The organism is Psychrobacter sp. GW64-MNA-CIBAN-0177, assembly GCF_040309585.1.
Classification (GTDB): domain Bacteria; phylum Pseudomonadota; class Gammaproteobacteria; order Pseudomonadales; family Moraxellaceae; genus Psychrobacter; species Psychrobacter okhotskensis.
Genome location: NZ_JBEOOY010000007.1, coordinates 66,633 through 85,861 on the forward strand (window position 1 = coordinate 66,633; position 19,229 = coordinate 85,861).

The window sequence follows — 19,229 nt, forward strand, 5'->3', positions numbered from 1 at the left end:
GTAGTTGTTATTAATACAAGATGTTGATAATAGCTATGATTAATTATTACAAACAGGTGATATGCGTTAAGCCTCTATTATCTAATGTGAGGAGATAACTCTCATGAGCAACAAGCATCCATTGGTTCAGGTCATCGAAAATGCTCAATTGATTGAGCGCCCAAGCTTTGCACCCGGCGATACCGTTGTGGTTCAAGTTAAAGTACGTGAAGGTGAGCGTGAGCGTCTACAGGCTTTTGAAGGCATTGTAATTGCTAAGCGTAACCGCGGTCTAAACTCAGCGTTTACCGTACGTAAAATCTCAAGCGGTGTTGGTGTTGAGCGTGCATTCCAATTGCATTCACCAATTATTGACAGCATTGAAGTGAAACGCCGTGGTGCGGTTCGCCGTGCAAAACTGTACTACTTACGTGAGCGCTCTGGTAAATCAGCCCGTATCCGCGAAAAACTTGCTCCGCGTGCACCTAAAGTTGTCAAAGCAAAAACTGACGCTCGCGTTCCTGATGCAGTTGAAACTGCACCGGGTATTTAAGCAAAAGCTTGCCGTCTTTAGTTGGCTGTATAATTTACAGTTGATTAAAGTAAGGTAATAGTAGATACAAGCCCTTATTCATAGGTTTATCATATAAATAAGCGGGCCATACCAAAAAAGACAAAACCCCAATCTATGCGCATGCTAGATTGGGGTTTTTGTATGTAGGGTTCAAAAATGTATGTAAGGTTCACAAAAATGATCAGTAGCCGCTTAACGGTCAACTATTCTTCTAAGCAACCACTTCAGCTAATAAGCAACTAATAATTAACAACTGACTAAGTATCGAGCACATCCATACGGCTGCTTTGATTCTTTGATTTGCTGTGTTTGCGCAAGCGTATATAAATAGTCTTGGTGACAGTAGCGATCAACTTCTGCTGATCGTCAAAGATATCCGCCTGATATTCACGAAATACAGCGTCACCGTCTTTGGCCAGTTCTTGAATAGTGATGAGTTCGGTACTAGGAATTTTCATCCGAGTAATTACTTTACTGTTACCTGGCGCGACAAAGTCGATATGTGAGCTTTTGTCCCACACCACATAACTACTGCCCAACTGGTGCATTAGCATGAGCATATAAAAGGGATCTACCATCGAATATAAGCTGCCGCCGAACTGGGTACCGACGATATTCTTATTCAGAGCATTGAGCCCCATGCTTACCACGCACAACCCTTGATCGAGATTGATATGCTCAATTTTGATACCCGCGCCAACATAAGGCGCGTAAGTATTGATGCGCAGTTTAAGTAAATGCGGTGCCAGTAGCGGCATGATATTTTTTTTAGCCTTACGTTTTAGGGTCTCAAGATTTTTTGGTAATAAACTCATAGATATGTCCTGTTGCCTTTTTCAATCTTGTCTGCTGGGCTATTTTTAGTTTATGAATTATTTTATCAAAAGCGCACAAGCACCTGACGATGGTAGGTTTGCTATTGATTCATAGCCATGCAAAAGATATTTATCATAATAAAAAACGCCAACAGCCACCAGCGTTAAAGCGTAACTGATAGACGAATTTTCTGCTATATAAAAACCAGTTTTACCCAGCAAATTCTTAATTATAGTGCAGTAGATAAGTGACAGAGTTTTTAAAGCCAATTTTTCATCTTAAAATATATCATAAGTACTCGATTATTTTCTATTAGTACGTTCGTTACACAATATCATACTTCTTTATTTTATCTCTTCATCACATGGTTATGTTGATCATTATATGCCATTAATAATGATACAAATGGTCTCTTTTAAACCATAAAAACTCGCATTATGGCGGTCGATGACTTACAATACCCGCAAATTTGCTTTGACCGATTGGATTTATCAGGCACTAGCCAAATAAATCGGTAGGGCATAAACCCATCAGTCGACATAAGGAAGTGTGATGAGTGACCTCCAGATTCCCGTTTCAGGGTCCGATGCGCAACCGCCAAATTCGTCCGATAACCACAACGACCTATCAGGCAGCTATGTTGATTTGCATAAGCCAAGCTCAAGCTTTGATAGCCGTGATGATTATCTCAATCATGAACTACAGATTATGCAGCCAAAACGCTGGCGCATGAACTTGCCGTTCCGTGATTATCGTTTTGAGTATGAAGATACCATTCCGGCGATGGCAGCGACCATTGGTAAAGTGGTTATGGTGGGCGCTATTGCCGCCACTTTTGCAGGGCCACTTGGGTTAAGCGATGCTTTTGTCCTAGAAAACGTCCGTTATGAGCTATTGATTGTCTCGTTCTTCGTTATTTTATTCTCAGGATTTCTGCTACCGACCGCCAACCTTGCTGGTACGCATGGTCCACTGATTCCGCTCATCCCTATCGTGGTTGCCGCTGGTGGGCATCCGATGGCTTTTGGTCTGCTCATCGGTGCTTTTGGCTTATTACTGGCGATTAGCAAAGGGGGGAGTCTACTGGCAAACTTGACCAGTAAAGGTGTGTGCGGTGGTTTATTGCTTTATCTAGGCTTTATTGGTACTACCTCACAAGTCAAAAACCTCTTTGCTTGGGCAGAAGGCATCGGCATGGCGCATATTGCCTTCGTAGTGATTTTATTGACCATTATACTGTATGCGGTGTTAGAGAACTTCCAAAAGCGTTGGCTGGCAGTGCCACTTAGCTGCTTGTTAGGTGGTGGAGTAGCCTTTGCCATGGGCGCACCCTTTGCTTTTGAAACAGGGCCAGGCTTACCAAATATGAGCCCAATGTATTGGTGGGGTGAAGATACAGGTTGGATGCTTGGTCTGCCAACCGTTGAAAGCTTTATCGTGGTGCTACCGTTTGCAGTATTAGCAGTGGCGATGTGGTCGCCAGATTTTTTAGGGCATCAGGTGTTCCAAAAAATCAGCTATCCAAAACGCACTGAGCGTGTGTTAATGGATATCGATGATACGATGACCAGTGCCTCTATTCGTCAGGTGGCAGGCTCAGTATTGGGCGGTGCAAACTTTGCCTCATCATGGGGTACATATATTGTGCCAGCAGCGATTGCTAAGCGTCCTATTCCTGCAGGTGCCGTATTGACAGGGTTGTTCTGTGTTATCGCAGGTATCTGGGGCTATCCAATGGACTTGGCTATTTGGGAGCCCGTGATGTGTGTGGCACTGATTGTCGGCGTTTTTATTCCGTTACTTGAGGCAGGTATGGAGATGACACGCGAAGGAAAAACCACGCAGTCTGCTGCGATTGTCGTCTTTGCATCGGCACTGGTGAATCCTGCGTTTGGTTGGTCGATTACCCTTGTGCTTGATAATCTAGGGTTAATTGGTTCTAAAGAACGTAGTGCGAATTTATCAAAGATGAGCCGTTGGATTATTCCTGTGATTACTTTTGTGATATTGACTGGCGTGATGGCTATTGTCGGTATGTTACCGGGTATTCCAGCGCTAATGTCTAATTTTCGCCACTAGCAGCGCTTTATAAAATACAAGTAGCATTTTAAACTATAGAAAAAGTCAGCTTGGTGCTGGCTTTTTTTCTGTCTGACGTTACACTGATAGTTGCCTTGCAAAACTTTCGCTATCGCCCCATAAACAGCTATATATCAGTATCTTGAGAGCAATAAATTCTATGGTAACCGTCTCAGAAACAAGTCCCGTCGATGATAAAAAAGCCCGTCTAAAGCATTTGATTCAGCGCCTGCCAAATTTGCCAGGTGTTTATAAAATGCTGGGTAAGAATGGCGATATTTTATATGTCGGTAAAGCCAAATCGCTTAAAAGCCGCGTCAACAGCTACTTCGCTAAGACGATTGACCACCCAAAAACACGGGCATTGGTGGCGCGGATTCATAACATTGAGACCATTATTACCCGTAGTGAGACTGAGGCGTTACTGCTCGAGCAAAACCTGATTAAAGAGTATCGCCCACCTTATAACGTGCTACTGCGTGATGACAAATCTTATCTGTATGTGTTTATTTCGGCGGACAAGCCTTATCCGAGATTGGCTTATGGTCGTGGCAAAGGCAATCATCAAAAAGGTCGCTTCTTTGGGCCTTTTCCCTCTGCTCACGCGGCAAAAGAGACATTGGTTTTGATGCAAAAAATGTTTCAGATGCGCCAATGTACCAATACCTTTTTCAAGCAACGTAAGCGCCCTTGTCTTGAGTATCAGATTAAGCGTTGCCGTGCGCCCTGCGTGGGCTTGGTATCGCCAGAAGAATATGCAGAGGATGTGAATAACACCATTCGCTTTCTCAAAGGCGACTCTAGCGACATTCATAGTGCTTTGATTGAAAAGATGGAAGGTGCCGCCGAAGAATTAGACTTTGAAAAGGCGGTCTTTTATCGTGACCAGCTGTCTATGCTGCGTGAAGTCCAAGCTAAGCAAGCCGTTTATACTGTGCAGGGCGAGGCCGATGTGATTGCTATTGCCAGTCAGGCAGGCATGACCTGTGTCAACGTACTGACCGTCCGTGGCGGGCGTGTGCTTGGCGGTAAGAACTATTTTCCTGACGTCGATAGTAGCGAGCCGCTTGCTGATAATTTATCTGCCTTTATTACCTCGTTCTACTTTCAGGTGACGGATGACTTGCCAGCAGAAATTATACTCAGTCATGAGCTACCCGATCAGACGGCAGTTAGTGAAGCACTGGCAACGCATTTTGGTAGCAAAGTCGTCATCAAAACCAACGTACGTGAACATCGTGCCGAATGGTTAGATTTGGCAAAATTGAACACGAATAATGCGCTTAAGACTAAGTTGGGTGATTATTTAGAGCTGCATTCGCGCTTTGGCGCATTGAAAGACGTATTGGCCGATGTCACTGAGCGAACGATTGATAGAATTGAATGCTTTGATATCTCGCATACGATGGGTGAGGCGACCATCGGTAGCTGCGTTGTCTTTGACCAAGGTGGATCACGTCGCCGTGATTATCGTCAGTATGCCATCCATGATATTGTCGGTGGCGATGACTATGCCGCGATGAAGCAAGTGCTGACACGGCGTTATAAGAAGCAGCCGCTGCCTGATTTATTGCTGATTGATGGTGGTAAAGGTCAACTTGGCATCGCTAAAGAGGTATTGACCGAGTTGGGTATTCTTAATGATACGCTGCTCATTAGTGTGGCAAAAGGTGAGGGGCGTAAGGCCGGACTTGAAGTATTGCACTTTATCGATCATGAGCCGCTTGATTTGCCAATGGATAGCAAGGCGTTGCATTTATTGATGCACGTTCGTGATGAAGCCCATCGTTTTGCCATCACAGCGCACCGTAAGAAGCGTGATAAGCGCCGTTCATCATCAGTGCTAGAGGTCATACCGGGGCTTGGTGAAAAGCGTCGTCGTGACTTGCTGAATCACTTTGGCGGAATGCAGCAATTGCTTGGAGCATCACAACAAGAGCTGGCAGGTGTGCAGGGGATTGGTCCCATTTTGGCGAAAACGGTTTATAAAGTATTGCATGAGTAATCTGATTGATCGTAAAAAAGGGCTGTCCTAGAAATATCTAAGACAGCCCCAATTTTTCAATCATTTCTAATGAGTGAGCGACAGTTATTCAGCAGCTTTTATTTTATAAGTCACAAATCTAAAATCTAAATCACTCTTTTCATCGTGCATCTGCTCAGACTCTTCTGCCACTGTAAAGTCATTTGGTATTTTAGGATAAAAGGCTTCACCATCAGCGATTTCGGTATCTACATGAGTCAGCTCAATGCGATCGGTATACATCATCGCTTCTTTAAATACCCGCTCACCGCCAATGACCCAAATCGTATCAAGGTGCGCACCATGTGCCAGACTTGCCGCCTGCGTTAAGGCATCATCTAAATTATGTACGACATAAGCGTTGTTTTTGCCCACAAGGCCTTGTTGATCAGCATAATCCATCTGAGTGCTGATGATAAAGCTTACCCGCTTTGGCAACGGCTTGCTGCCCATTGACTCAAAAGTCTTACGCCCCATAATGACGATACCTTGAATAGCGCCATCGTTATCTTTGGTCGTCATTTTTTTAAAGTGCTGCAAGTCTGCTGAGATATGCCACGGCAGTGCATTGTCTTTACCGATACAACGATTGCTACTGATAGCAGCAACTTGGGCGACTTCAGTGTGGGCATAACTCATAACGTATCCTTTTTATTATCTATAAAATGCTATTCTTATTTAAAATATTTAGTCAGACAAATGCTATACAGCAACCTTTGCTTTGATAGCAGGATGCGACTCGTAGCTATCGACGCTAATATCTTCATATTTAAAAGCAAAAATATCATTAACATCAGGGCTAAGTGTTAATGTTGGAAGCGTATAGAGCTCACGTGTCAGTTGCAGCTCGACTTGCTCACGGTGGTTTTGGTAAATATGACAATCGCCACCCGTCCAGATAAACTCACCAACCTCTAGTCCGCAAACTTGCGCGACCATATGGGTCAACAGCGCATAGCTAGCGATATTGAACGGCACACCGAGGAATAAATCCGCTGAGCGCTGATAGAGCTGGCAGGACAGTTTATTGTCCGCGACAAAGAACTGAAATAGTGTGTGACAAGGTGGCAAAGCGACTTGCTCTGCTTCACCGGGATTCCAGCCGGAGACGATCAAGCGTCGTGAATTGGGATTGGTCTTGATTTGCTCAACGACTTGGGTGATTTGATCGACACCATCGTTATTATAGCTGCCATCGTCACGCTTACTCGCGCCATAATTGCGCCACTGATGACCATAAACGGGCCCTAAATCCCCAGCAGGACGCTTAAAGCGCGCCGTCTGCTCAGCCGTTGCCCATTCATTCCAAATACGCACGCCATTTGCTTGTAAGTAATCAACGTGAGTACTACCGCTTAAAAACCATAATAGCTCATAAACGATAGATTTGAAGTGGACTTTTTTGGTGGTTAATAATGGGAATCCTGATGCTAAGTCAAAACGCAGTTGCGCGCCAAAGTGACTTAGCGTACCAGTACCGGTACGATCGCCTTTTTCAGTGCCTTCACTCATAACCTGACGCAGCAAATCCAAGTAGGCTTGCTCATTTTTACTCTGCTTGTGGTGACTAATGGAGTTGCTAGTGCTCATAAAGTTACTCTTCTACGCTGCTAAAACGCATCATTGATATAGTGATTAACAGGGTTTTTGGGGCAAAGTACTGCTTTATACAAAATAATGCTTAATAAGCCGCTTGCTTACCCCAGTCATAGATACCGCGTTTGTAAGCATAAATCAGTAGGATGAAGCCTGCAATAATCATCGGTGCGCTGAGTATTTGACCTTTGGTCATCCAACCCAACAACACAAACCCTTGGTCAGCATCTGGCTGGCGGAAGAATTCGATGATAAAGCGGCTAATACCATAACCCAACAAGAATACAGCCGTCGCAGACATACGCGGGCGCGGCTTCGATGAATACCACCATAAGAAAAGGAACAATAGCAGTCCTTCTGCCAACGCTTCGTATAACTGCGAGGGGTGGCGCGGCAATAAATACTGTCCATTTACCTCAAGCATCAATTCTTGTAGCTCAGGATTGGTCTGTAATTGCTGCATATCAAAGGCGGCCGCTTGCGGGAAATACGTCAGCCAGTTATAGCCGCCATCAGAGACACGGCCCCACAGCTCCCCATTGATATAGTTGCCGATGCGACCGAACAGTAAGCCCGTCGGTACACAAGGAACGATAAAGTCAAAGACTTGAAAAGGTGTCTTCTTATATTTACGGGCGAAGAACCACATACCGAGCATCACGCCGATGAAACCACCGTGGAATGACATACCGCCTTCCCAAACCTTGAGAAGGTACGCCGGATTTTGCAACAGCTCGCCGAACTGATAAAACAACACATAACCGATCCGACCACCTAAAATGACACCAAGCGCGCCATAAAAGACCAAATCAGAGACCATATCGGTGGTCCAACTGTCGCGTTTGGTACTGCGATACCATGCTAGACCGAACGCCGCGGCAAAGGCCAATAAATACATCAGTCCGTACCAGTGTACTTCTACCGGACCCAAGGACAGCGCGACAGGGTCATATTGCGGATGAATCATCATAAGGATATCATTATTATTGATAATAGAATGTGGGTCATAATAGCAAAAATAGTTTGTTAGGCATACCAAATTACTATTAGGCGAATCCCATCGTAACAACTTATCTGCTACTGGTAACATCTAGAAAGAAAGATAGAAAACCGCTAAGATATAAAAAAGCTCCTTTAGAAAAGTGCTTTAAGAAATAATGCTTAGAATAACGATTATAATAAATATAGCATCATGTTTAATAAAGCGTTACAGAGCATGGGCTTGCGCTAATGAAACCTATTAATGGATTAAACGTACTTTTAAGGAATGATTATGCAAGCTGATTTATCCAAAGTGGCAATATCATCTAAGTTGATTGCTAAAACGCGGTTAATGTCGCTGAGTTTATTTGGCATAGCGGCTTTAAGTGTGACTCCTGCTCAGGCAGCCAATAGCAGTATTGAGCAAGTGACGATTTATCAAGGCTTAGCCAGTGTCACCCGTGCGTTACCCATTACTAATAGTGGCGAGCAAACGCTGGTTTTTTCTTGTTTATCCCCTTATATCGATAAAGACAGCCTGAGTGTGCAAGCGGCTAATGACGTTAATATTGGCGAAGTCAGCATCGAAACCTTAAGCGCTGAACAAGCGGCACAGTGTCAATATCAAGGTGATGCCAACGTACAGACGCAGCAGAATAATTTGGACGCGATTAATGCGGAGTTAGAGGCGGCACGCTTAGCAAAAGCCTACTTGCAAAACCTTACCAAGGTCACGCAAATGAGTACACATGGTAGCCTTGCCGATAATGCGCGTGAGGTAGAGACGCAAGCGACCAGTATCAATAAAAGAATTTTGAATATTCAGCAGCGCCAAGCGCGCGCGCAAGATACGCTGAACCAGCTGATGGCTGGCAGTACAACTCAAGCACAGGATAGTGTGACGCAAGTGAGTGTGCGCGTCGCAAGTCGTTCGCCAAGCAGCGTCAAGCTGCATTATCAAGTGCGCGGCGCCAGTTGGGAGCCGACCTATCAAGCACGTCTCAACACGGAGAGCAAACAATTAAACATCATCGCCTCTGCCGTTATTGCCCAGCAAACAGGGGAGAATTGGCTAAAGATTCCTTTGGTATTAAGCTCAGTTAATCCCACTCAAACCACGACCAGCCAACTACCAAGAGTCGAGCGCTTGTCATTATATGAAGAACAGCCAAATAGTAAATTGTCACGCTATGCACAGCCTATGATGGAGTCTGCTCCAGTCGTTGTTGTAGGTAGTGATAGCTATGGCGGAGCAGGGGCTGCAGAGATGCCACCGCTACCGAGCTTTAGCGTGAGCAGTCAGAATAAAAACGGCATCACCGAATATCGACTGCCGCAGCGTATTAGTATTCCAAGTGATGGCAGGCGGGTACGGACGGTTATTGATGAGCAATCAGGCAGTAGCAAGCTGTGGATTCGTAGTACCCCGAGTGTGGAAGCCGCTGGCTACTGGTACGCATCCGCACCGTTTTTGACTCCGGCTTGGGTCGATGGCTCTTTGCAATTGTACCGTGATGACAACTATGTCGGGCAATCGCGCTATAGCTACCAGAATCTAAAAGAGCAGGGTATTGGTTTTGGCATCGATCCCAGTATGCTGGTCAAGCAACTCACTGATGAAGACAAACAAGGTGATAAAGGCGTGTTTAATCGTCAGCAAACCAGAACGACCATCCAAGCCTATCAGTTCACCAATCAGCACAATCGTAGCGTGCATTTACAAGTCTTGGGTAGTGAGCCGGTTAGCAGTGATGACAGTATTAAGGTCACTGCGACGCACACCCCAGCAGTGAGCCAAAAAGACTGGAATGACAATAAAGGTATGGTCGCTTGGGAGTTTGATTTGCCGAGTAAACAGTCGCAAGTGATGCAGTCTACTTATCAAATTAGCTATCCGGCTGATAAGCAGTTAAACACCAATTAATGCTAAATAAGAACTAGGGTCTGTTGAACATTCAAATAGTAGGACTGCTGATACTAAAATCGTCCCAAACCTTTTATCAAATCAGGCGTAAACCGACGATAATGTCGAGACCTTAGCTAGGTTTACAACAACGTTTGGGATGATTTTAGTATCAGCCTTTCAGGGCAGGGCTATTTTTTGCCAATACATGGCGAAATTATCTAACCTAGAACGACTAGTCGTCAAAAATTTCACTGCGTATTGTCTAAAAAATAGCCACTGCCAGTGCCACACTTGAATGTTCATCAGACCCTATATAATCGATTCAATTGAAAACAATATAATACCGATGGGAGTGCTGTTAGGATAAATTTTTTGAAGCCTCTGGAGTGCGAAGCGCACAGCAAGCTAGGAAAATTTATACCAGCAGGACGCTATTTTGAACGACCCTTTTTGATATCGGAACGATTATATAATAATCATATAAAAGGAATGCTATGTGTATCGTCGCCATTGCTTGGCAATTATTTGATGAGCTGCCTTTGGTTTTATTATCCAATCGCGATGAGTTTTTGCAGCGCCCAACCGAGCCGTTACATCAATGGGCTGATAAACCTATCTATGCCGGACGCGATAAACAAAGCGGCGGCACTTGGTTAGGTATCTATCAAAAGTCATATGACGATTTATATGAGCAAAACGGACGTTGGGCAGCGGTATTGAACTTTCGCGATGGCGTGCAGGCAAGTAATGACGAACGCTCACGTGGTGAACTGGTCACCGATTTCTTGACCAGTACGCTAAGCCCAATAGAGTTTGCACGGCAAATCAGTTTGCAAGACTATGCTGGCTTCAATTTAATTATAGGTGATGCGACCCAAGCGGTCCTCGTTAATAATCGTGGTCATGCTCCCACGCCCTTACATGCAGGATTGCACGTTATCTCTAACGGTCAGCCAGAGGATAGCTGGTTCAAAACTGAGCGCCTACGTGGCAGACTGCGGCAAGAAGTATTGCCCTTGATTGCTGAGAATAGCTCACCTGCATACTGGCAACAGGCGGCCTTTGAGGTGCTGTCAGATAATATCAAAGCACCAGCGGACAAGCTGCCAGATACTGGCATGACCAATGAGATTGAGCAAACCTTGTCTTCTATTTACATCGAGCCTGTCGCTTTTGGCGATAGTGCTAAGAACGTACCAACTTATGGCACTCGCACTCAAAGTATCTTAACGTTGCGTGATGAGGATAAAGGCTCAAATTTTACAGCTCAGATTGTCAGTCGCGAGTACCCACACTCAGCAGTTGGTGAATAAAACAATCACTTATTTTCAGTCATATGCACCCTTGTTCTCACACGAACCAGTAGGCAATTTTAAAAACCCTAAAGTAATTGTGGTTTTTGCTTTAAAGTGTCGCGCTTATGGCTTACACTCACTGAGTAGGGGCTTAGAATTTACTGCTAGTATCTAATGCAATTACTGACTATTAAATGACAGCCAGGGCGTGTTTTCAATTCACTCAATACTCATCTAGATGGGCTAAAAATGGATAAACCTTGCCAAACATTGTCAAATAGCTGGTTAATATCCCGATATTATCTACGCTATTTTTCTTGTTTGACGGCAATTGATCTCATTTTTATCACCATTTTTGAAATGAAGACACGCCCTAGTATGAATCAAATAAGTGTGAAAACAGTGTCAAAACAAGGAGTGTGACATGAGTATGATGAAATCACTAATATTTGTTGCGCCAGGTAAAATTGAAATTGCAGAGAAGAAAATTCCCGATGTTGGGCCCAATGACGCTCTTATAAAAATCACTACAACGACCATTTGCGGCACCGATATTCATATTTTTAAGGGTGAGTATCCCGTTGCTCAAGGGTTGACCATTGGTCATGAGCCAGTCGGTATTATCGAAAAGCTCGGTAGTGCGGTGATGGGTTATGAAGAAGGTCAACGAGTGATTGCTGGCGCGATTTGCCCAAGTTTTACTTCTTATGCCAGCCAAGATGGCTTTCCTTCACAAGATGGTGGTTACATCGGGCCAGACGGGACTTGTCCTTGTCATGGTTATAAAGCGACTGGCGGATGGCGCTTCGGTAATATCATCGATGGCACGCAAGCCGAATACGTTTTAGTACCCGATGCGCAGGCCAACCTAGCGCCTGTGCCTAATGGGCTGACTGATGAGCAAGTGCTGATGTGCCCAGACATCATGTCTACTGGTTTTAAGGGTGCTGAAAATGCCAATATCAAAATTGGCGATATCGTGGCTGTATTTGCGCAAGGTCCAATTGGATTGTGCGCCTCTGCTGGTGCCAAGCTGAGAGGGGCGTCTACCATTATCGCTATTGATGGCAATAACGAGCGCTTAGCGATGTCTAAGAAACTGGGGGCCGATATTACCCTCGTCTAAGAAACTGGGGGCCGATATTACCCTCAATTTTAACGAAGTGGATATCGTTGACGAGATTATGAAAATTACTGCGGGTCGCGGGGTTGATAGCAGTATCGAAGCATTGGGCTTACAATCTACCTTTGAACAATGTCTGAAAATTTTAAAACCAGGCGGTACGCTATCAAGCCTTGGCGTTTATTCAGAAGACTTAAGCATCCCCATGTCACACTTTGCAGCAGGTCTTGGTGATCATACTATCCGCACCGCCTTGTGCCCGGGTGGTAAAGAACGGATGCGTCGTCTATTAAATGTGGTGGAGTCAGGGCGTGTCGATTTATCTGAGATGGTCACACATACCTACGCGCTAGACGATATTGTTGCAGCCTATGACTTATTTATGCATCAACGTGATGGCGTACTAAAGGTTGCCATCAAACCATAAATCTAGGGCGTGTCCTCATTTTCATCACCATTTAGATTGTTATCAGTTGAATTGAGGACACGCCCTAGCTATTTTAAATATAAAAAATCCTGCATCCATAATAGATGCAGGATTTTTTATATTCACTAACAAACAAACAATAAACCAGAGGCTAGGTAAGAAGCAAATGGTTGGTATGCTCAGGGATAATCAGTTCTTGTTTAAGCGGTAATTCACGTGCCAGCTCTTGCAAAGCACGACGGTATACCCCGCGTTTAAAGTGAATCACTTGTCCGAGTGGATACCAGTAGCTGACCCATTGCCAATGGTCAAATTCCGGTTTTCCCTCATCAAAGCGGATATGTTGAGTATTTGGCTCATCTAAGCGCAGCAAAAACCACTTTTGTTTTTGCCCAATACACAAAGGGTGCTGTCCATGACGCACATAGCGTTTCGGCAGCCGATAACGCAACCAATCTTGCGTGACTGCCAATAAATCTACATGACGCGGATGTAAACCGACCTCTTCCCAGAGCTCGCGATACATTGCATCCATCGGCGTCTCCCCGCGGTCGATACCGCCTTGAGGAAACTGCCAAGCGTTGTGACCAATACGTTTTGCCCACAGAACTTGCCCTTGTGTATTTGCCAAGATGATGCCGACATTGGCGCGAAAGCCGTCTGCATCTATCATGACTAACCCTTTTTAATTTGTCTAAAAATAGCTTATTTCAACATGACACAACGATAGCAATCATAATTATTATAGGGTGACAGTTATCAATATCAGGTAAAAATAAGATTCATTACCGTTATTAAACCAAGAAACAACCCAAATGTGTAACAGTATTTTGCTATAAAATGTTTCACGAGTTTAACCCTTTAAAATCAGACAGTTATAAATGGATTTTTGTAGGTAAGTTTTAGACGCCATAACGATAAATATAAGTTATATTTAAAAAAGCATATTCAGAGCAGAACGATAAATCTCACTAACCAAAGTGAACACTCAAAAATAGACTCATCAAACGCTCAGGGTAATAATCTAAGACAGTGGCTTTTTAAAATCTCGTTTTAGCTTATGCTACACTAGGGCGTGTCCTCAATCTGAACCCTAAATGGTAAGTGGGCTAATCTCAAGCAAAAATAAAATATTCAGCCAATAAAAAACGTTTAAATCACACATTAAAATAAGGGTAATCTAACATGTCAGAGTCAAAAGCAAGCGTTACGTGGCAAGAAAATAAAGCCTTTATGGGCGTGTCCCCATCGGGACATAACGTTCAAATCGATGCCGATAAAGAGAAGGGTTCCAGTCCCATGGAGCTAATCCTACTAGGGCTAGGTGGTTGTGCGAGCTACGATGTGGTAGCGATTTTACAAAAGTCACGTCAAGCAGTGACAGACGTGCGTTGTGAGCTGACAGCTCAGCGTGCTGAAACCGTCCCAGCGGTATATACTGATATTCATATGCACTTTGTGGTGACTGGTCAAGATATCAAAGATAAGCAAGTTGAAAAGGCGATTCATTTATCAGCAGAAAAATACTGCTCGGCCAGTAGAATGTTGGTACAAGGTGGGGTGAATATTACCCATGATTTTGAAGTGATTGCAGGGTAGGGGCAAATAGACTAATGAATGCACTCTTTGGGTTGATCCCTAATACCGCAGCGTCAGCGATTTGGGCGATGGTGGTGGCAAGTCTGTTACCACTCGCTATGGCACTGACTGCGAAAGCCATTGGTGGCTTTAACTTGGCTGACAATGCGCATCCGCGTGACTTTTTACACAGTACGACTGGCGCAGCAGCACGTGCTAATGCCGCTCAGCAAAACAGCTATGAGACATTACCCGTATTTTTGGCAGCGGTATTGGTGGCGATGTTGTTCTTTGTACCGCAATCAATTATCAACACGCTGGCTTGGCTTTATGTGCTGATTAGGGTTGGCTATTGCGTGGCATATATTACTAATTTGGCAACGTTTCGCTCGATACTTTGGGTATTATCAATTGCCTGTTGTTTGATGCTTTTTTATCTGGCCATTCGGGTAAGCGTCTAGCGTTCGTTTTTTATCGAAAGACCAGTTTAGAATAAAGGCAGGTATTATTATCGGACACTCATTCGTAGTGCGCTAATAATAGCTGCTTTATTTTTTTCTCGCTTTATACGGTCCCACAATATCTTTGCCTCGCTATAGCCTTTGGTGAGCATCGCTAACCACTGCTTATAACGTCCGACCAATACCACATCGCTTTTTGCGGCACCTTCTAAGAACTTAATCTGATGCACGATTAAATCTTCCCAGACTAAGGCGGTCAATGTTTCTGCATCATTATTATGGCCATCAACCTGCGCAATCAAATCGGGACGAGTAACCGCGCCGCGACCTAACATCAAATGATTGGTCCCCGCTTGCGTCATACAATTCTGTGCATGCTCGGCGTTCCATATTTCACCATTGGCAATGACGGGAATATCTAAGTTATAAAAGTTTTGGATTTTATCCCAATAGGCTGGCGGTTTATAACCTTGGGTTTTTGTCCGTGCATGAATGGTTAGCCAATCAGCACCACTGTCTTCAATCGCACTGCGAATATCATCCATGCGACTGGTGTCGGTATAGCCCAAGCGAATCTTTGCGGATACAGGAATATCGCTAGGTACTGCTGTTCTTACTGTGTTGATTATCTCGTACATGACTTCAGGTTCATCAAGCAGCACTGAGCCACCACGATGGCTATTTACCGTTTTAGCCGGACAACCAAAGTTAATATCAATGGCCGGCGCCCCAAGCTCGGCAGCATAAGCGGCATTGTCAGCCATCAACTGCGCGTCACTACCGAGTAGCTGAATATGAATCGGCGTACCGGATGCAGTTTTGGCATCATAATGCAGCTCTGGCACGTACTTATAAAACACATGCGCGGGCAAGACAGTTTGGGTGACGCGAATAAATTCACTCACTGACCAATCATAAGGACGACCCAAGTCTGTGGCAATCTGTGTCAAAATTTGCCGCATTAATGGATCGGTCAAGCCTTCCATTGGCGCGAGCAGGCGAACGGGATTGGCAAATAACTGTTGTATGGTGTTTTGGCGTGTCTGAAGTTGCTGATTATGATTCATGATCGGAGAGTCAACATTATAAATTGAGAATGACAAAGGCGATAAAGTGTGAGCTCGAGCAACATTAAGTATTGCCAAAAATCACTTTTTTACCCGTCTGCAATCCTGATATCAAGTCTTTGATATGATGGATGTCCAAATTGCTTTGCGCACGTGTGCAAGCAACATAGAGCAAACGCAATTCTTCTGGGCTTATCTTGACCGCATTGGTGGTCACATCATAATAAAAATCATCATCGAGCTGTACTTTGCCCCATTCAAGACCTTTCGCTTTATGCGCGGTTGAGATGACATAATCGGCATTTTCAATACTGGATAGGCTATTCACGGCTTGGCTGAGTACATTAGTCCCATGGTCGTCGACCAATTTAACCAGAGTTTTTAAGTCACTGCCTTCGTTGGTTTCAGAATATTCTTGTACGTCACCCCAATTATAAAAATATGCCAGTTCAGGGACGCCATACGCCGATTTACCATTCTTTAAATTTTCGGCTGCCTGACAGAACTTAAGCATACGATCGGTATCCGCTTGTAGTGCCACCCGGTGACCGAGTTTAAGTCCAGTCAATAGCTGCGACATCGCAGCAGCATTGGTACGACATAGGATGGCATCTTTTTTACTGTGTGCCATGCCTTTTTCGGTAGAAGACTGCTTATTGGGGTTGCCTTTTAACGGTACGTCTTCTTGCAAGGCTTTGAGCAAAGTATTGGCAATCTCAGCAATCGGTTCACCAAAGCGAAACGACTGCGTCAACAAGGTCTGCGGCAATGGCAGCTTTTTCATCGCATTGATCGCGCCGCGCCACTCATAAATCTGCTGATGGGCGTCGCCGACATAAATCACCTGCCGTGGCTGCTGGGTCAAAATCCCCATCATTAAGGGGTCGGCATCTTGCGCTTCATCAAACAAGATGAAATCCGCAGGAATACTGGGCTTCGATAATGCCCATAATTTAAGATAGATATCATGCCCAATACCAGCCGGATGGCGCGCATCAATCGATTGTAGCCAGCGTTGCTCAACGGCAGGGTAGAGCATCTCGCGCAGCTGCTCGGCATCAGAATCATCGAGCCAACTTGGAAATTCAATATGCCGTGGTGCAGGATAACTGGCATGCGTACTACAAAAATTGTTCACCGCATCACTAACGAAGCGCGACAAGCGTGCTGGCGTGAGGGTGATATATTTATTAACCCCATCCATTTGCCGACGTACTTGCACCGGTTGTAAGCCTAAATCATCACCCAGACGTTTGGGTGAAAAGCGTGGCAACGACAGTTTGGCGGTAATATCACGGGCGACATGACGATAGGCGAGTGAGTGAAAGGTACGGCAATCCACGTGACCTGGGAATTTTTGCCGCGCATCGTTGGCAATCGCCTTGTTAAAGGCTAGATATAAGCCGCGCCCACGTAAGCGTTCACCGATTAATTTGAGCGTCGTTGTTTTACCTGCGCCTGCATAAGCGACCACTTTAAATGACTTGTGATCCATTGCCATATTAAGCGCGCTCAGCTGCTCATCAGTGGGATCGCTCATATAAGCTGGCATAGATGCGGACATAATAAAACTACCTAAAAGACTAAAAGTGAGTAAAAACCATGGGGGTAAAAAAAGCCACTGGATAAACAATGGCTGGCGGACAATGATGACGCTTAGTAAGGCTAATAACTACTAAGCTAATAAATGGGGTAGAGGACAGTCGAAAACAATTACTATAGGGGCTGTGTTTTTTTACTCGTTATCTACGGCTGTCGAATCAGAATTAGGCTTTTCTTTGATTAAGATTTTTGCTAATAGCAGCCCTAACTCAAACAATAGCCACATGGGAATGGCGAGTAACAACATCGACACACCATCAGGCGGTGTAACGACTGCTGACACGGCAAAACAACCCACAATAATATAGCGACGTTTCTCTTCTAGGCTTTGAATGGAGACAATGCCCACCAATATCAACAGTAAGGTCACCACTGGAATCTCAAAAGTCAGGCCAAACACCATAAACAGCTTAAGTGCAAAGCTTAAATAACTGTCGATATCCGTCATCGGCAAGACATTCTGCGGCGCAAACATGATAAAGAATTTCAACACGCCTTTGAGCACGATAAAGTAAGAAAAAGCCACACCCGCATAAAATAAAAAAATTGATGACGCAAGCACAGGAATCGCGATTTTTTTCTCTTTTTTATACAACCCCGGTGCGACAAATGACCAAATCTGATACAAAATATAGGGCATGGCACAGAAGGCAGCGACAAAAACGGTCAGGCGTATCGGCGCCATGAAATTGGAGGTGATATCCGTGGCAATCATGGTCGAATTGGCGGGTAGCTGAGCGACCAATGGATCGGATAAAAAATTATAGAGCTCGCGCGAAAACCCAACTAACGCTAAAAATATGACCAACACTGCCACGCATATTTTGATTAAATGCGAGCGTAGCTCAATCAGATGCTCAGTGATTGGCATATCAGCGAGTGAGGCTAATATGTCATTAGAGTCCTCATCAATCGCGGTATCAGCTACTTGCTCTCGGTCTGCGTCAGCGACTTTTTCTTGGCGACTCTTTTTGCGTTTAAATAAACCCACTAATCAGTCTCCTGCTTATTAACAGAAAGCTGTTTGTTTAAAGCGCTGTCTAAAGGCCGGTTTAGTAACATATCTGCTTTATAGTTTGGTAAATAGGGCGCTGCAGGTAAGCGTCGTGCCTTATCATAAGCGCCCAAACGAAACCACATGTTTTCCCATGGCTTGGTGGTGATGGCTTGAGTAATTGGTTGAGTATTAGCAATAGAGGCAGTTTTTGAGGTTTCGTCGTCAGTAGCGTGTTTCAGCAATTGCTCAGAATCTGTTGCTGTTTCGTCCTGACCGTAGGCGTAGTCGAATACCTTGGGCGTGATAGATGGCGTGTTTTTTTGACCGCTAGCATCTTGCTGGTGACTGCTTTTGTCATTATTAGCATGGTCAGCGTCTGGGTCATGCGCAGCTTTTAGAGTCTGGTTCTGTGAAGACTCAAACTCTTGCATACTGCCGCGCATTTCTGCCATCTCACGCCGCATCTCCGCCTCAGTCTCACGGATTTTAGCCAGCTCTTTTTGCATTTGTTGCCGCGTTTCAGCCAAGTCAAGCTCAGCCTCTATTTCAGACTGTAACGTAGAGACCGTACGGCGAATTTTAGCATACCATTGCCCAGCAGTACGCGCTGCTTGGGGCAGTTTTTCTGGACCCAAGACAATTAAGGCAATAACGCCAAAGAGCAGTAATTCAGAAAACCCAATATCAAACATAATGGTTGATTATCACTATCTAGATGCTAGCAG

General features: G+C 44.7%; 18 protein-coding genes. 9 read left to right on the forward strand and 9 right to left on the reverse strand.

What is annotated here, in order from left to right:
- Window positions 1-103: 103 nt before the first annotated feature.
- Entirely contained in the window at window positions 104-532 is a 429-nt protein-coding gene (rplS, locus tag AAEY79_RS06580) for a 50S ribosomal protein L19 (protein WP_025651498.1), read from the forward strand.
- Between the two features lie 278 nt (window positions 533-810).
- Here rplS and AAEY79_RS06585 read toward each other — a convergent pair whose 3' ends face one another.
- Complete coding sequence (locus tag AAEY79_RS06585; RefSeq protein ID WP_101211236.1) at window positions 811-1,368, reverse strand: DUF4442 domain-containing protein; 558 nt, start codon at window positions 1,366-1,368, stop codon at window positions 811-813.
- Window positions 1,369-1,921: 553 nt separating this feature from the next.
- On the opposite strand from AAEY79_RS06585, the gene AAEY79_RS06590 reads away from it, so the two are divergent.
- Complete coding sequence (locus AAEY79_RS06590; RefSeq protein ID WP_173240041.1) at window positions 1,922-3,448, forward strand: DUF3360 family protein; 1,527 nt, start codon at window positions 1,922-1,924, stop codon at window positions 3,446-3,448.
- 160 nt (window positions 3,449-3,608) lie between these two features.
- The gene (uvrC, locus tag AAEY79_RS06595; RefSeq protein WP_352287737.1) at window positions 3,609-5,453 is read left to right on the forward strand and encodes an excinuclease ABC subunit UvrC; all 1,845 of its coding nucleotides are present in this window, start codon (window positions 3,609-3,611) and stop codon (window positions 5,451-5,453) included.
- 84 nt (window positions 5,454-5,537) lie between these two features.
- Here the strand turns inward: uvrC and AAEY79_RS06600 are convergent, their stop codons facing one another.
- The 3 genes from AAEY79_RS06600 to lgt form a co-directional block, all read right to left on the reverse strand.
- Entirely contained in the window at window positions 5,538-6,110 is a 573-nt protein-coding gene (locus AAEY79_RS06600) for a dihydrofolate reductase (RefSeq protein ID WP_101211429.1), read from the reverse strand.
- Between the two features lie 63 nt (window positions 6,111-6,173).
- Window positions 6,174-7,061, reverse strand: coding sequence for a thymidylate synthase (locus AAEY79_RS06605; RefSeq protein ID WP_201582815.1), 888 nt, complete (start codon window positions 7,059-7,061; stop codon window positions 6,174-6,176).
- Between the two features lie 91 nt (window positions 7,062-7,152).
- A complete protein-coding gene (gene lgt / locus AAEY79_RS06610) occupies window positions 7,153-8,037 on the reverse strand; it encodes a prolipoprotein diacylglyceryl transferase (protein WP_201576911.1) in 885 nt (294 codons plus the stop codon).
- Between the two features lie 303 nt (window positions 8,038-8,340).
- Between lgt and AAEY79_RS06615 the strand changes: the two genes are divergently transcribed.
- The 4 genes from AAEY79_RS06615 to AAEY79_RS06630 all read left to right on the forward strand — a co-directional run bounded on the left by AAEY79_RS06615 (window position 8,341) and on the right by AAEY79_RS06630 (window position 12,799).
- Entirely contained in the window at window positions 8,341-9,972 is a 1,632-nt protein-coding gene (locus AAEY79_RS06615) for a DUF4139 domain-containing protein (protein ID WP_352287742.1), read from the forward strand.
- A gap of 476 nt (window positions 9,973-10,448) precedes the next feature.
- Complete coding sequence (locus tag AAEY79_RS06620) at window positions 10,449-11,267, forward strand: NRDE family protein (RefSeq protein ID WP_201578317.1); 819 nt, start codon at window positions 10,449-10,451, stop codon at window positions 11,265-11,267.
- Window positions 11,268-11,673: 406 nt separating this feature from the next.
- The gene (locus tag AAEY79_RS06625; RefSeq protein ID WP_350588135.1) at window positions 11,674-12,375 is read left to right on the forward strand and encodes an alcohol dehydrogenase catalytic domain-containing protein; all 702 of its coding nucleotides are present in this window, start codon (window positions 11,674-11,676) and stop codon (window positions 12,373-12,375) included.
- 58 nt (window positions 12,376-12,433) lie between these two features.
- Entirely contained in the window at window positions 12,434-12,799 is a 366-nt protein-coding gene (locus AAEY79_RS06630; protein WP_350588136.1) for a zinc-binding dehydrogenase, read from the forward strand.
- A gap of 151 nt (window positions 12,800-12,950) precedes the next feature.
- Here AAEY79_RS06630 and AAEY79_RS06635 read toward each other — a convergent pair whose 3' ends face one another.
- Entirely contained in the window at window positions 12,951-13,472 is a 522-nt protein-coding gene (locus AAEY79_RS06635; RefSeq protein ID WP_350588137.1) for an RNA pyrophosphohydrolase, read from the reverse strand.
- 512 nt (window positions 13,473-13,984) lie between these two features.
- Between AAEY79_RS06635 and AAEY79_RS06640 the strand changes: the two genes are divergently transcribed.
- Window positions 13,985-14,398: an OsmC family protein gene (locus tag AAEY79_RS06640; protein ID WP_025651510.1), complete on the forward strand. Its 414-nt coding sequence runs from the start codon at window positions 13,985-13,987 to the stop codon at window positions 14,396-14,398.
- 14 nt (window positions 14,399-14,412) lie between these two features.
- Entirely contained in the window at window positions 14,413-14,838 is a 426-nt protein-coding gene (locus AAEY79_RS06645) for an MAPEG family protein (RefSeq protein WP_025651511.1), read from the forward strand.
- Window positions 14,839-14,885: 47 nt separating this feature from the next.
- On the opposite strand, the gene AAEY79_RS06650 is transcribed toward AAEY79_RS06645, so the two are convergent.
- The 4 genes from AAEY79_RS06650 to tatB all read right to left on the reverse strand — a co-directional run bounded on the left by AAEY79_RS06650 (window position 14,886) and on the right by tatB (window position 19,196).
- Window positions 14,886-15,905: a tRNA-dihydrouridine synthase family protein gene (locus tag AAEY79_RS06650; RefSeq protein ID WP_350588138.1), complete on the reverse strand. Its 1,020-nt coding sequence runs from the start codon at window positions 15,903-15,905 to the stop codon at window positions 14,886-14,888.
- A 64-nt stretch (window positions 15,906-15,969) separates the two neighbouring features.
- On the reverse strand, window positions 15,970-17,469 hold the full coding sequence (locus AAEY79_RS06655; RefSeq protein ID WP_350588139.1) for a UvrD-helicase domain-containing protein: 1,500 nt from the start codon (window positions 17,467-17,469) through the stop codon (window positions 15,970-15,972).
- Window positions 17,470-17,640: 171 nt separating this feature from the next.
- Window positions 17,641-18,498 carry a twin-arginine translocase subunit TatC gene (gene tatC, locus AAEY79_RS06660; protein WP_350588140.1) on the reverse strand — a complete coding sequence of 286 codons (858 nt, stop codon included), beginning with the start codon at window positions 18,496-18,498 and terminating at the stop codon, window positions 17,641-17,643.
- The gene (gene tatB, locus AAEY79_RS06665; protein WP_201582819.1) at window positions 18,498-19,196 is read right to left on the reverse strand and encodes a Sec-independent protein translocase protein TatB; all 699 of its coding nucleotides are present in this window, start codon (window positions 19,194-19,196) and stop codon (window positions 18,498-18,500) included. The genes tatC and tatB overlap by 1 nt, the downstream gene beginning before the upstream one ends.
- Window positions 19,197-19,229: the final 33 nt, after the last annotated feature.